General features: G+C 73.6%; 8 protein-coding genes. 4 read left to right on the top strand and 4 right to left on the bottom strand.

What is annotated here, in order from left to right; genetic code table 11:
- Positions 1-3: 3 nt before the first annotated feature.
- From ACWCXX_RS18210 to ACWCXX_RS18195, 4 genes are all read right to left on the bottom strand, one after another.
- Positions 4-2403, bottom strand: a complete 2400-nt coding sequence (locus tag ACWCXX_RS18210) for a serine/threonine-protein kinase (RefSeq protein WP_451128313.1) — start codon at positions 2401-2403, stop codon at positions 4-6.
- A gap of 28 nt (positions 2404-2431) precedes the next feature.
- Entirely contained in the window at positions 2432-4936 is a 2505-nt protein-coding gene (locus ACWCXX_RS18205) for a protein kinase domain-containing protein (protein WP_451128311.1), read from the bottom strand.
- 372 nt (positions 4937-5308) lie between these two features.
- Complete coding sequence (gene meaB, locus ACWCXX_RS18200) at positions 5309-6268, bottom strand: methylmalonyl Co-A mutase-associated GTPase MeaB (protein WP_451128309.1); 960 nt, start codon at positions 6266-6268, stop codon at positions 5309-5311.
- Positions 6269-6353: 85 nt separating this feature from the next.
- Positions 6354-7559, bottom strand: coding sequence for an acetyl-CoA C-acetyltransferase (locus tag ACWCXX_RS18195; RefSeq protein ID WP_451128307.1), 1206 nt, complete (start codon positions 7557-7559; stop codon positions 6354-6356).
- A gap of 135 nt (positions 7560-7694) precedes the next feature.
- On the opposite strand from ACWCXX_RS18195, the gene mce reads away from it, so the two are divergent.
- From mce to ACWCXX_RS18175, 4 genes are all read left to right on the top strand, one after another.
- Positions 7695-8123 (top strand): methylmalonyl-CoA epimerase, encoded by a 429-nt coding sequence (gene mce, locus ACWCXX_RS18190; RefSeq protein WP_451128305.1) that lies wholly within the window; start codon positions 7695-7697, stop codon positions 8121-8123.
- 243 nt (positions 8124-8366) lie between these two features.
- Positions 8367-12224, top strand: coding sequence for a polarized growth protein Scy (gene scy, locus ACWCXX_RS18185; RefSeq protein WP_451128303.1), 3858 nt, complete (start codon positions 8367-8369; stop codon positions 12222-12224).
- A 184-nt stretch (positions 12225-12408) separates the two neighbouring features.
- Positions 12409-13347 (top strand): cellulose-binding protein, encoded by a 939-nt coding sequence (locus ACWCXX_RS18180; protein ID WP_451128301.1) that lies wholly within the window; start codon positions 12409-12411, stop codon positions 13345-13347.
- Between the two features lie 165 nt (positions 13348-13512).
- Positions 13513-14517: an ABC transporter ATP-binding protein gene (locus ACWCXX_RS18175; RefSeq protein WP_451128299.1), complete on the top strand. Its 1005-nt coding sequence runs from the start codon at positions 13513-13515 to the stop codon at positions 14515-14517.
- Position 14518 lies beyond the last annotated feature (1 nt).

The raw sequence follows: 14518 nt of genomic DNA, 5'->3' as shown, positions 1-14518 counted from the left end.
ACGTCAGGGCACCAGGCCCGACAGGACCGTCCCGTCCTCGAAGGACAGGAAGACGACGTTCCCCCGCACGACGAGCGAGACGCTCTCCGGATCGACCCTGTCGTCCCACCCGCTCATCGGGTCGCTGGTCCAGTCCGGCTCCCCCTCGGTGTCCATGTCGATGCCGTCCAGCTTCGCCTCGCCCACGACGAAGGCCCGGTCCCCGATCAGGACCGACGGCCCCACCATCTCCAGCCCCTTGCCGCCCTCGTACGTCGCCCAGTACTGCCGCCCGTCGGCCAGGCCGAACGCGTACGTCCGGGTCCGGCTGCCCACCACGACCTTGCCGTCGCCCGAGAGCGCGGGCCGGTGGACGATGTCCACCCCGGCGGCGACCGAGCGGCGGTCCTGCGGGGCGGTCACGTCGATCACCGTCAGGCCGTCGGAACCGGCGCACAGGAGCTGCTTGCCCTTCAGGACCGGCATGCGGCAGGAGACGTCCCCGGCCCCGATGCCGCCCAGCCTGCTGCCGTCCGCGCCCTTCAGGACGGTGACGCCGTCCCCGGCCACGACGAGCCGGCCGTCGGCGAAGGCCAGGGCCGCCTCGGCCGCCGGGTCGTCCCATTCCTCGTCCCACTTGACCGGGTGCTCGCCGGTGAGCTCCCGGGCGACGATCCTGGCGCCGCCCGTGCCGGTGGCCCTCGTCGCGTAGTAGAGGACCTTGCCGGACGGGACGGAGTCGGTCACCCGGGCGCCGTCCGGCAGCGGCTCCCGCCACTGCTCGTCCCCGTCGGAGAGGGCGCGCGCCACCAGGGCGCCGCCCTCGAAGGCGTACACGGTGGTGCCGACGACGGCGGCCACCGAGGCCGGGCCCGCTCCCGCCTCCCCCTGCGGGGACTTCCAGCGGTGTTCGCCGTTGGCCGCGTCCAGCACGGTGATGCGTCGCGGGCCGCCGCAGACCAGTGACGCGTCCGCGAGGACGCATTCGGCGGGGCCGGCCCCGATGCTGGTCTTCCACGCCTTCCAGCCCGTCGGCCGGGCGGCGAGCTCCGTGGCGGCCGTCCCGAAGTTTCCGGTGCGCCCGGCGTCCCCGCCGGGGTGGACGGCCGGGTACGCCTTGCTCCGGGCGGCGCCGGACGACGCTCCCGAGCTCCCGGTGCCGCCCCCGCTCCCACCGTCGCCCCCGCCGTCGCCGTCGAGGAGTCCCGGCAGCAGTACCGCGCCGAGCGTCACGCACACCACGGCGGCCGCCGCCGCGAGGCCGGTGCGGAGTACCTTCTTCCGCCGCGGCCCCTCGCCCGGCACGGCCACCGGTACGACCGGAGTCGGGGCGAACGCCGGATCGCCGGGGGCCGGGGCGTGGAACGGGAGCGGCGGCGCGGCGGCCGAGACCACCGCGGCCTCGGCGGCGGTGCGCGCCCGGGCCGCGTACCCGGCGAGCTGCCCCCGTACCGCCTCCGTCCAGGGGAACGGCCCGCCGGACGCCGCACCCCCCGGACCGTCGGCTCTCGGATCGCCGGTCCTCGGGTCGCCGGCTCCCGGGTCGCCGGTCCTCGGATCGTCGGCTCTCGGGTCGCCGGTCCTCGGACCGTCGGCTCTCGGGTCCTCCGGCAGCAGCATGTCGGCCAGTTGCCGCGGGGTCGGGCGGGCCCCGGCGTCGGGGCGCAGGCACTCCTCGATCACCGCCCGCAACCTCGGTGGTACGCCGGACAGTTCGGCCTCGCCCTGCGCGATCCGGAAGATCACGGCGGCCATGTCGGAGTCGTCGAACGGGCCCCGCCCGGTCGCCGCGAAGGCGAGCACCGCGCCGAGGCAGAACACGTCGGAGGCCGGCACGAGCGCGCGCGATCCGTTGACGTGCTCGGGCGAGATGTAGCCGGGGCTGCCCACGACCACCCCGGTCCGGGTGAGCTGGGTGGCGTCGAATGCCTGGGCGATCCCGAAGTCGATCACCTTCGGCCCGTCGGCGCCGAGCAGCACGTTGCCGGGCTTGAGGTCGCGGTGCAGCACCCGTACCGCGTGCATGTCGGCGAGCGCGCGGGCGAGATCCGCGCCCATCGCGCGGACCACCGGCTCGGGCAGCGGCCCGCCGCGGATCACCGCCTCGGCCAGCGAGGGGCCGGGGACGTACTCGGTCGCCAGCCAGGGCGGCCGGCCGTTCGCGTCGCCGCCGACGAGGGCCGCGGTGTGCGGACTGCGCACGGCGCCCGCCGCGTCGATCTCGCGGCGGAAGCGGATCCGGAAGCCGTCGTCGAGGTCGAGGTCGGCGCGGATGGTCTTCAGCGCGACCAGCCCGTCCGAGGCCCCCGTGGCGCCCGCGGGCCTGGCCAGGTACACCTCGCCCATGCCGCCCGCGCCCAGCAGCCCGAGCAGCTGGTACGGGCCGATCAGCCGGGCCCGCCCGGCCGGAAGCGGCTCTATCACTGTGCGATCCCCTCGTCCTCGCGGTGGTTCACCCGGGCAGCGGCACGGAGACCGTGGTGCCCTCGCCGTACACGACGTGCACGACGCCACCGACCGGCAGGACCTGCGGGTCGTTCAGCTCCTTGTCCAGTTCGATGCCCTCGGTGGCCTTGTCGTACGTGGGTGTGCGGCGCGGGCCCGGGGCGCCCGGCAGCCGGGTCCCGGTCGGCGAGCCCGGGGCGCCGTCGGAACGGAGCGCGACCGTGTACAGCGTGGTGCTGTCCGCCCAGACCAGCGTGTCGGCCACGATCAGCGGGTTGGAGACCGGGTTGCTCATGCCCTGCGCCGCCTTCCCGCCGATCGGGTACCTGGCCAGCGGCCGGCCGTCGGCGAGGCGCATGACGACGATCTCCGCGGGTACGTCCGGCACGTACTCGTTGCCGCCCCTGCGAACCACGGCCAGCCCGTCGTGGACCGCGACCAGTGTGGTCTCGGAGAGCAGCGCGGAGTCCACCGGCACCTTCCCCCGCGACTCCAGAGTCCCGGCCGCGAACCGCAGCATGATCATGTTCTGGTCGAAGCCGGACGGGTCGTCGCCGCGGACGTACGTCGTGCAGAAGGCCGAATCGCCCTGCAGCCGCAGGTGCCCGCAGCCGGAGTTCGTCCGTTCGCCGACCCCCTGCACGGCCTCGCCGCCGGCCGTGCCCAGTGGGGTGCCGTCCTTCGGCCGGAACGCCTTCGGCGCCTCCTCGCCGATCGCGTAGAGCACCTTGCCGTCGGTGGCGACCGGCCAGAAGTTGCCGCCCTGCCCCTTGGAGATGCCCTCGGGGGCGAGCGGCTCGTGCCATTTCTCGGTGCCGGTCCTCAGGTCGTACGCGGCGAGCTGCGCGGCTTCGGACACCCGGGTGGTGGCGGCGAAGACCAGGCCGTCGAGGACCAGCGGGGCACTCTCCAGGTCGTGCGCGCCGCCGCCCCGGACCTCCCAGCGCACCGTCCCGGTCCTGGCGTCCAGCGACTGCAGATGGCCGCCCGCGGCGAGCAGGACGGAGTCGTCGTACACCGTGGGGCGGGTGGCACCGGCCGGCATGAAGAACTGGCCGGTGGGCCCCCAGCCCGCGCTCCGCGACGTCTGCCCGGTGTCGAGCGTCCACATGCTGTGGCCGTCCGCCGCCGACAGCGCCTCGTACGTGCCGTCGGTGAGCCGGCAGACGATCGCGTCACGGCCCGCGGAACAGCCGATCGGTTTGCCTGCGAACTTGCCCTTCCAGGACTTCTTCCACCCCGCCGGGCGGACGTCGCGGCCGTACGGGACGGTGCCCGAGGCGTCCGGGCCGCCGTTCTCGTCCACGCCCGCCACGATCCGGGCGCCCTGTGCAGGGCCGCCGCCCCGGGACGAACCGCCGCCGGGGGCCGCCTCGTTGGCACCGCCCTTGTCGCGCCAGGCCAGGATGCCCCCGGTGGCCGCGCCCAGCACGATCAGCGCTGCGAGGGCGAGGGCCAGGGTGCGCCGGGAGCGGCGCGGGGGCGGGGCGGCGAGGCCGGGGCCCTGGGTGGGGGCGATGTGCAGATCGGGGGTGAAGTCCGTTCCCCGGGTGGGTAGTTGGTGGGGTACGGGGCGGCTGTCGGCGGTCGCCTCGGTCGGGGTGTATCCCGGCAGCAGCGGTCCGCCCAGGGCCACGACCCGGGCCAGCTCGCGCTCGTACTCGCCGATGTGCCGCGCCACTTCTTCCGGCCATCGCCCGGCGGCACCGGGGTCGAGCAGTTCCGCGAGTGCGGCGGCGCTCGGGCGGGCGGCCGGGTCGGCCACCAGGCAGCGTTCCAGTACGGCCCGCAGCGCGTCCGGAACGCCGTCGAGATCGGCCTCGACGTACTTGACCCGGTAGAGCACGGCGGCGACCGGGCCGTCCCCGAAGGGCTCGCGGCCGGTGACGGCGAAGCAGAGCAGGGAGGCGAGGCAGAAGACGTCGGACGCGGATACGACGCGTCCGCTGCCCGCCACGTGCTCCGGGGACATGAAGGAGGGGCTGCCGACCATGCGGCTGGTGGTGGTGAGCGCGGTCGCGCCGGCGTCCCGCGCGATCCCGAAGTCGATGAGGCGCGGCCCGTCCGCCGCGAGCATCACGTTGCCGGGTTTCACGTCGCGGTGGACGATCCCGGCCCCGTGCACGGCGGCCAGCGCGCGGGCCAGCCCGGCACCGAGCATCCGCACCTCGGCCTCGTTCATGGCACCGGCCCCGCGGACGGCGGCGGACAGGGTGGGGCCCGCCACGTATCCGGCGGCGAGCCAGGGCACTTCGGCGTCGGCGTCCCCGTCGAGCAGCGGGGCGAGATGGGGGCCGACGACGGACCGGGCGACGTCGATCTCACGGCGGAAGCGGGTGCGGAAGCCGGGGTTCTGGGCCACGTCGCGGCGGACCGTCTTGACGGCGACGGGCTCCCCGCCGTCGTCCCGGACGCCGAGGAAGACCTCCCCCATGCCGCCCGCGCCGAGCCGGGCCCGTATCCCGTACGGCCCGATCCGTCTCGGCGAGTCCTCCCGCAGTGGACCCAGCATGCGCCACTCCCCCCGTCGTAGGCATGATTCGTCGGACACCCCGTGCGCGCATCCGGCGGCAATCCTGCCACGGACACGTCACCGCTCACAGCGCCGAGCACCGGGAAACGCCCCCTGCGGGACGGACTGCTGACGACCGTTCAGAAACTGCGGGCGGGACGCACGCCCCAACGGCCCGCCGCGGCCCGGCACCTGGACACGGCCGCATGCGCCCGGACGCCTCCGGCCCCCGCCGCACGCGGTCCGGAGCCCAATCCCCTCCCCCGCGCGCGAAACGGCCCCGGCCGCGGCCCGCACGCCGCGACCGGGGCCGTCCCGGCCGGTTCACGTCCCGGGTCCGTACCCCGGTTCACATCCCGATCCGTGGCTCGTTCACGCCTCGCCGGTGAGTCCCGCCACCAGCTCGTCCGCCGCCGCGTACGGGTCGAGCTCCCCCGCCACGATCCGCTCGGCGAGCGCGCCGATGTGGCGGTCGCCGTGCAGGTCGCCGATGCGCTCGCGCAGCCGGGTGACGGCGATCGTCTCGACCTCGCGGGCCGCGCGGGCCGTGCGCCGCTCGGCGAGCACCCCGTGCTCCTCCATCCACGCCCGGTGCTTCTCCAGCGCCTCGACGACCTCGTCGATGCCCTCGCCCCGGGCGGCGACCGTCTTCACGATCGGCGGCCGCCAGTCGCCGGGACCGCGCGCCTCGCCGAGGCCCAGCATGTGGTTGAGCTCGCGCGCGGTGGCGTCCGCGCCGTCCCGGTCGGCCTTGTTGACGACGTACACGTCGCCGATCTCCAGGATTCCGGCCTTCGCCGCCTGGATGCCGTCGCCCATGCCGGGCGCCAGCAGGACGACGGAGGTGTCGGCCTGGGAGGCGATCTCCACCTCCGACTGGCCGACGCCGACCGTCTCCACCAGGATCACCTCGCAGCCCGCCGCGTCCAGCACCCGGATCGCCTGCGGTGCCGACCAGGCGAGGCCGCCCAGATGGCCGCGGGTGGCCATGGAGCGGATGTAGACGCCCGGGTCGGAGGCGTGCTCCGACATCCGGACCCGGTCGCCGAGCAGCGCCCCGCCGGAGAACGGCGAGGACGGGTCGACGGCCAGGACGCCGACCCGCTTGCCGGCCCGCCGGTACGCCGTGACGAGCGCCGACGTCGATGTCGACTTGCCGACACCGGGCGAGCCGGTCAGGCCGACGACGTACGCGTTGCCCGTCAGCGGCGCCAGGGCCGCCATCACCTCGCGCAGCTGCGGCGATGCCCCCTCGACCAGGGAGATGAGCCGGGCCACGGCCCGCGGCCGACCCGCACGTGCCTGCTCGACCAGGGTGGGGACGTCCACCATCACCGCTCCGTTCACTCGCTGCGTGCTCTACGTGTACCGCGTACTGCTTGCCCGGAGTACCGGCGGAGTACCGCCGGAGTGCCGCCTACTGCTTGCCCGGGACCCGGATGATCAGCGCGTCGCCCTGACCGCCGCCGCCGCACAGCGCCGCCGCGCCGGTGCCGCCGCCGCGCCGCTTCAGCTCCAGCGCCAGGTGCAGCACCACACGGGCGCCGGACATGCCGATCGGGTGGCCGAGCGCGATGGCGCCGCCGTTGACGTTCACCTTGTCCGGGGTGACGCCGAGGTCCTTCATGGACTGGACGGCGACGGCGGCGAACGCCTCGTTGATCTCGATCAGGTCGAGGTCGCCGACCTCCAGGCCGTCCTTCTTCAGGGCGTGCCTGATGGCGTTGGACGGCTGCGACTGGAGCGAGTTGTCCGGGCCCGCCACATTGCCGTGGGCGCCGATCTCGGCGATCCACTCCAGGCCCAGCTCCTCGGCCTTGGCCCTGCTCATGACGACGACCGCGGCCGCGCCGTCGGAGATCTGCGAGGAGGTGCCGGCGGTGATCGTGCCGTCCTTGGCGAACGCGGGGCGCAGCTTGCCGAGGGACTCCGCGGTGGTCTCCGGGCGGATGCCCTCGTCCTTGGCGAAGAGGACCGGCTCGCCCTTGCGCTGCGGGATCTCGACCGGGGTGATCTCGGCCTCGAAGACGCCGTTCTTCTGGGCGGCGGCGGCGCGCTGGTGGGAGAGCGCGGCGATCTCGTCCTGGTCGGCGCGGGTCAGGCCCAGACGGGCGTTGTGCTTCTCGGTGGACTCGCCCATCGCGATGTTCTCGAAGGCGTCGGTCAGACCGTCGTACGCCATCGCGTCGAGCATCTCGATCGCGCCGTACTTGTGGCCCTCGCGGGACTTCGGGAGCAGGTGCGGGGCGTTCGTCATGGACTCCTGGCCACCGGCGACGACGACGTCGAACTCACCCGCGCGGATCAATTGGTCGGCGAGCGCGATCGCGTCGAGCCCGGACAGGCACACCTTGTTGACGGTGAGCGCGGGGACGTTCATCGGGATGCCCGCCTTGACCGCGGCCTGGCGCGCCGGGATCTGGCCCGCACCGGCCTGGAGCACCTGGCCCATGATCACGTACTCGACCTGGTCGCCCCCGATGCCGGCCCGGTCCAGCGCGGCCTTGATGGCGATGCCTCCCAGGTCGGCCCCGGAGAAGCTCTTCAGCGAGCCGAGGAGACGGCCCATGGGCGTACGCGCGCCCGCGACGATCACTGAGGTGGTACCGGTCGTTCCAGACATGAGGCGCAGCCCCTTGGGATGAGAAGTGAACGAGGGTTTACTCGAATGTACTGAGCGGTACCGCGCCCGTCATCCGGCAGCGGGTGTGATGGCGCGCACGTTGCGTAACCATCCGTGTGGCGCTGCACTGGTGACATGCTGACGCGAATCGACCACATCGGGATCGCCTGTTTCAACCTTGACGAGACCGTCGAGTTCTACCGCTCGACCTACGGCTTCGAGGTGTACCACTCCGAGGTCAACGAGGAGCAGGGCGTGCGCGAGGCCATGCTCAGGATCAACGGTACGTCCGACGGCGGCGCCTCCTACCTCCAGCTCTTGGAGCCGACCCGGGAGGACTCCGCCGTGGGCAAGTGGCTGGCCAAGAACGGGGAAGGGGTCCACCACATCGCCTTCGGGACGGCGGACGTCGACGCCGACGCGGCGGACATCCGGGAGAAGGGGGTCCGGGTGCTGTACGACGAGCCCAGGACCGGGTCGATGGGGTCCCGGATCACCTTCCTGCACCCCAAGGACTGCCACGGCGTGCTCACCGAACTGGTCACGTCCGCAGCGGAGCACTGACCTCCGGATACCCGGCCCGGTAGAGTGGGCTGTTCCGGGCCGGGGCCGGGTCGGGGCCGCGCCGCGTCCCCAGCCGTTGATCTGTCACCATTCCCCGGGAGACCGTTCACCGGCGAACGGTACTCGCCGGAGAGTTGCGACCAGGGTTGGGGTCTCCCCCTGCTCAATGGGGCATCCCCTGCTCGAACGAAGTTGAGAGCTTGGGGAAGAAGTTGAGAGCTCGGGGAAGGATGGGACCGCGCAGTGCGGGGCTACGAACGCCAGGAGAGCCACCGGGCTGAAGACGACCATCTCTCGCGGTTCGAGGCCGAGATGGACCGGCTGAAGACCGACCGGGAGAAGGCCGTCCAGCACGCCGAGGACCTCGGTTACCAGGTCGAGGTCTTGCGCGCCAAGCTGCACGAGGCTCGGCGCAATCTCGCGACCCGTCCTGCCTACGACAGCGCGGACATCGGTTATCAGGCCGAGCAGTTGCTCCGTAACGCCCAGATCCAGGCGGAGCAGCTGCGGACCGACGCCGAGCGGGAGCTGCGGGAGGCCCGTGCGCAGACGCAGCGCATCCTGCAGGAGCACGCCGAGCACCAGGCGCGGCTCCAGGCCGAGCTGCACAACGAGGCGGTGCAGCGGCGCCAGCAGCTCGACCAGGAGCTGGCGGAGCGCCGCCGGACCGTCGAGTCCCACGTCAACGAGAACGTCGCCTGGGCCGAGCAGCTCAGGGCCAGGACGGAGTCCCAGGCCCGTCGGCTGATGGAGGAGTCGCGGGCCGAGGCCGAGCAGGCCCTGACGGCCGCGCGCACCGAGGCGGCCCGGCTGGCGGAGGAGACCCGGCAGCGGCTCGGCTCCGAGGCGGAGTCGGCCCGTACCGAGGCCGAGGCCATCCTGCTGCGCGCCCGCAAGGACGCCGAGCGGATGCTGAACGCCGCCTCCAGCCAGGCGCAGGAGGCCACCAGCCACGCCGAGCAGCTGCGTACGGCCACGACCGCCGAGACCGAGCAGGCCCGTCAGCAGACCGCCGAGCTGAACCGGGCCGCCGAACAGCGCATGCAGGAGGCCGAGACCCAGCTGCGCGAGGCCCGGCTGGCGGCCGAGAAGGTCACCTCCGAGGCCAAGGAGGCCGCGGTCAAGCGGCTGGCCGCCGCCGAGTCGGAGAACGAGCAGCGCACCCGTACCGCCAGGTCCGAGATCGCGCGGCTGGTCGGCGAGGCCACCAAGGAGGCCGAGACCCTGAAGGCGGAGGCCGAGCAGGCGCTCGCCGATGCCCGTGCCGAGGCGGACCGGCTGAAGTCCGAGGCGACCGAGAAGGCCCGCACGGCCGCCGCCGAGGACACCGCGGCCCAGCTCGCCAAGGCCGCCAGGACCGCCGAGGAAGTGCTGTCCAAGGCGTCCGAGGACGCGAAGTCCACCACCCGCTCGGCCGCCGAGGAGGCCGAGCGGATCCGCCGCGAGGCGGAGGCCGAGGCGGACCGGCTGCGCGGCGAGGCCGCCGAACAGGCCGATCAGCTCAAGGGCGCGGCCAAGGACGACACCAAGGAGTACCGCGCCAAGACGGTCGAGCTGCAGGAGGAGGCGCGCAGGCTGCGCGGCGAGGCCGAGCAGTTGCGTTCCGAGGCGGTCGCCGAGGGCGAGCGGATCCGGGGCGAGGCGCGGCGCGAGGCCGTCCAGCAGCTGGAGGAGGGCGCCAAGACCGCCGAGGAGCTGCTCGCCAAGGCGAAGGCGGACGCGGAGGAGCTGCGCGGCGCCGCGGGCACCGAGAGCGAGCGGGTCCGCACCGAGGCCGCCGAGCGTGCCGGTGCGCTGCGCAAGCAGGCCGAGGAGGCGCTGGAGCGCGCCCGTGCCGAGGCCGAGCAGCTGCGCACCGACTCCGAGGAGCAGGCCCTCGCCACCACCACCGCGGCCGAGGAGGCCGCGGCGGAGCTGCGCGAGGAGACCGAGCGCGCGGTCGCGGCCCGGCAGGCGGAGGCGGCCGAGGAGCTGGCCCGGCTGCACACGGAGGCCGGGGCCAGGGTCGCCACCGCCGAGCAGGAGCTCACGGACGCGCGCGCCGAGGCGGAGCGCATCCGGCGCGAGACGAACGAGGAGTCCGAGCGGCTGCGCACGGAGGCCGCCGAGCGGCTGCGGGCGCTGCAGGAGCAGGCGGAGACCGAGGCGGAGCGGCTGCGGAACGAGGCCGCGGCGGACGCCTCGCAGTCGCGGGCCGAGGGCGAGGCCGTGGCCGTGCGGCTGCGTTCCGAGGCCGCCGCCGAGGCGGAGCGGCTCAAGTCGGAGGCGCAGGAGAGCGCCGACCGGCTGCGTTCCGAGGCCGCCGCCGCCGCGGAGCGGGTGGGCACGGAGGCCGCGGAGGCGCTGGCCGCCGCCCAGGAGGAGGCCAACCGGCGCCGCCGGGAGTCGGAGGAGACCCTCGAAGCGGCGCGCGCCGAGGCCGGCCAGGAGCGCGAGCGGGCCCGTGAACAGAGCGAGGAGCTGCTCGCCTCCGCCCGCAAGCGAGTCGAGGAGGCCCAGGCCGAGGCCCAGCGGCTGGTCGAGGAGGCGGACGGCCGGGCGACCGAGCTGGTCTCCGCGGCCGAGCAGACCGCCCAGCAGGTGCGGGATTCGGTCAGCGGGCTCCAGGAGCAGGCCGAGGCGGAGATCGCCGGGCTGCGCTCGGCCGCCGAGCACGTCGCGGAGCGTATGAAGGCCGAGGCGCAGGAGGAGGCGGACCGGGTCCGCACCGACGCGTACGCGGAGCGGGAGCGGGCCGGCGAGGACGCGGCCCGTGCCCGTCAGGAGGCGCAGGAGGCGTCCGAGGCCGCGAAGGAGCTGGCCGAGCGGACCGTCGCCGACGCGACCGCCGAGGCGGAGCGGCTGCGCGCGGACACCGCGGAGTACGTCCAGCGGATGCGCACCGAGGCGTCCGACGCGCTGGCCTCGGCGGAGCAGGACGCGGCGCGCAGCCGTGCCGAGGCCCGCGAGGACGCCAACCGGATGCGCTCGGAGGCCGCTGCCCAGGCCGACCGGCTGGTGGGCGAGGCGGCGGACGAGGCCGAGCGGGCCCGTACGGAGTCGACGCAGCAGGCCACCGCGCTCGTCGAGGAGGCGACCCAGCAGGCGGGCGCGCTGGTCGAGGAGGCCACGCAGCAGGCGGCCCGGGTGACGGGCGAGGCCGCGGACGAGGCCGAGCGACTGCGGGCCGAGGCGGCGGCGACCGTCGCTTCGGCGCAGGAGCACGCGGCCCGTACCCGCGAGGAGTCCGAGCGGCTGCGCACGGACGCCGAGACGGCGGCCGAGCAGATGCGCGCGGAGGCCCGTCAGGAGGCGGACCGGCTGCTCGACGAGGCGCGGGAGGCTGCGGCCAAGCGCCGGGCCGACGCGGCGGAGCAGGCCGATCAGCTCATCGACAAGGCCCGGGAGGAGGCGCTGCGCACGGCCACCGAGGCCGAGAAGCAGGCCGACACGATGGTCGGTGCGGCCCGCAAGGAGGCCGTGCGGATCACCTCGGAGGCCACCGTCGAGGGCAATTCGCTGGTGGAGCGGGCCCGTACGGACGCGGACGAGCTGCTGGTCGGCGCGCGCCGGGACGCCACGGCGATCCGGGAGCGGGCCGAGGAGCTGCGGGCCCGGATCGAGGGCGAGATCGAGGAGCTGCACGACCGGGCCCGGCGGGAGACCGCCGAGCAGATGAAGACGGCGGGCGAGCGCGTCGACAACCTGATGAAGGCGGCGACGGAGCAGCGCGACGAGGCGGAGGCCAAGGCCAAGGAGCTGCTGGCGGACGCCAATTCCGAGGCGAGCAAGGTCCGGATCGCGGCGGTGAAGCGGGCCGAGTCGCTGCTGAAGGAGGCCGAGCAGAAGAAGGCCACGGTGGTCCGCGAGGCCGAGAAGCTGCGGACCGAGGCCGAGGCCGAGGCGAAGCGCATGGTGGACGAGGGGCAGCGCGAGCTCGATCTGCTGGTGCGGCGCCGAGAGGACATCAACACCGAGATCTCCCGGGTCCAGGACGTGCTGGAGGCCTTGGAGTCCTTCGAGACGCCGACGAACGGCAAGGGCGGGGGCGGCTCCTCTGGCGGCGTCAAAGCCGGGGCCTCCGCAGGCACTCGTTCGGGTGGCAAGTCGTCCGAGGGGTAGTCACCGTGCCCCGTCCCGTGCTTCGCCAGGAACGTTCAGCCCTCCGAGTGGCAAGAGTTGCGGGAATCAGCCACCCAAAAGAGGTGTCATTCTCCAGACCAAAAGGGCATCCACTCGATGACACGCCGTCCGGGCCCCTAGGATTCCCTCTAACACCTCACCGGTCTCATTCGACAGGAACCCCATGAGCGACCCTTCCTCCCCCTTCGGCTTCGAGCTCGTGCGACGTGGATACGACCGCGGTCAGGTGGATGACCGCATTACCAAGCTCGTCGCCGACCGTGATAGTGCTCTCACCCGCATCACGTCTCTGGAAAAGCGCATCGAGGAACTTCACCTCGAAACGCAGAACGCCCAGGCCCAGGTGAACGACGCGGAGCCGTCGTACGCCGGTCTCGGCGCGCGTGTGGAGAAGATCCTCCGCCTGGCCGAGGAGGAGGCGAAGGACCTGCGCGAGGAGGCCCGTCGCGCCGCCGAGCAGCACCGCGAGCTGGCCGAGTCGGCCGCCCAGCAGGTGCGCAACGACGCCGAGACGTTCGCCGCCGAGCGCAAGGCGAAGGCCGAGGACGAGGGCGTCCGCATCATCGAGAAGGCCAAGGGTGAGGCCGGCTCGCTGCGTACGGAGGCCCAGAAGGACGCCGCGCAGAAGCGCGAGGAGGCCGACGCCCTCTTCGAGGAGACCCGCGCCAAGGCCGCCCAGGCCGCCGCGGACTTCGAGACCAACCTGGCCAAGCGCCGCGACCAGTCGGAGCGCGACCTCGCGTCCCGTCAGGCCAAGGCCGAGAAGCGCCTCGCCGAGATCGAGCACCGCGCCGAGCAGCTCCGTCTGGAGGCCGAGAAGCTCCGTACGGACGCCGAGCGCCGGGCCCGTCAGACGGTGGAGACCGCGCAGCGCCAGTCCGAGGACATCGTGGCCGACGCGAACGCGAAGGCCGACCGCATCCGCAGCGAATCGGAGCGCGAGCTGGCGGCCCTCACCAACCGCCGCGACTCGATCAACGCCCAGCTCACCAACGTCCGCGAGATGCTGGCGACGCTGACCGGCGCCGCGGTGGCCGCCGCCGGCTCCCCCGCCGACGACGAGCCGGTCACCCGTGGTGTCCCGGCCCAGCAGAGCCACTGACCCGGACACCCCTGCGGTAGGTCCGCACTCCGAGAGGTTCTGAGTGCTTCCGGAGGGCGTCGAAGATCCTGACCGGCCCTCGGCCCGGATCTTCGGCGCCCTCCTCGCGCGCCCGGCTCCGCCCCTGTGGTGGCGCCGGGCGCGCGGCCGTTCTAGCGTGAGCGCATGATCGAGCTCGATGGCCTCACCAAGCGCTTCGGCAACAAGGTTGCCGTCGACCGGCTCTCGTTCCAGGTCAGACCCGGCATGGTGACGGGTTTTCTGGGGCCCAACGGGGCGGGCAAATCCACGACGATGCGGATGATGCTCGATCTCGACAACCCGACCGGCGGTTCGGTCCGCATCGACGGCAAGCACTACCGCGAGCTGGAGGAGCCCCTCAAGTACATCGGGGCGCTGCTGGACGCGAAGTCGATGCACGGCGGGCGCAGCGCGTACAACAACCTGCTCTGTCTGGCGCAGAGCAACCGCATCCCGGAGAGCCGGGTCGCGGAGGTGCTGGACACCGTCGGTCTGACCGCGGTGGCGCGGAAGAAGTCGAAGGGCTTCTCGCTCGGCATGAGCCAGCGGCTCGGCATCGCGGCGGCGCTGCTCGGCGACCCGCAGGTGCTGCTCTTCGACGAGCCCGTCAACGGCCTCGACCCCGAGGGCATCCACTGGATCCGCAACCTGATGAAGACGCTCGCCGTGGAGGGCCGCACGGTCTTCGTCTCCAGCCACCTGATGAGCGAAATGGCGCTCACCGCCGACCACTTGATCGTGATCGGCCAGGGCCGGCTGCTCGCCGACACGTCGATGGCCGACTTCATCCACCGAAATTCCCGCAGCTACGTGCGGCTGCGCTCCCCGCAGCGGGAGCGGCTCCTGGACGTGCTGCACGAGGCGGGCCTGATCGCGGTCGAGTCGGGCGGCGGCACGCTGGAAATCGACGGTGCCACCACCGAGGCGCTGGGCGAGCTCGCCGCGCAGCACCAGATCGTGCTGCACGAGCTGAGTTCCCAGCGGGCTTCCCTGGAGGAGGCGTTCATGCAGATGACGGCGGGTTCCGTGGAGTACCACGCGCACGCGGACCACAGTCCGGCGCCGCCGCCCGCAGGTCCGCGCTGGGGCGACCAGTGGGACCGGCGGACCGGCGGCGGACCCGCCGGGACCGACGGCACGGAGGTGTGAC

The organism is Streptomyces sp. NPDC001732 (assembly GCF_053596315.1).
This window is presented reverse-complemented; position numbering and strand designations above follow the sequence as displayed.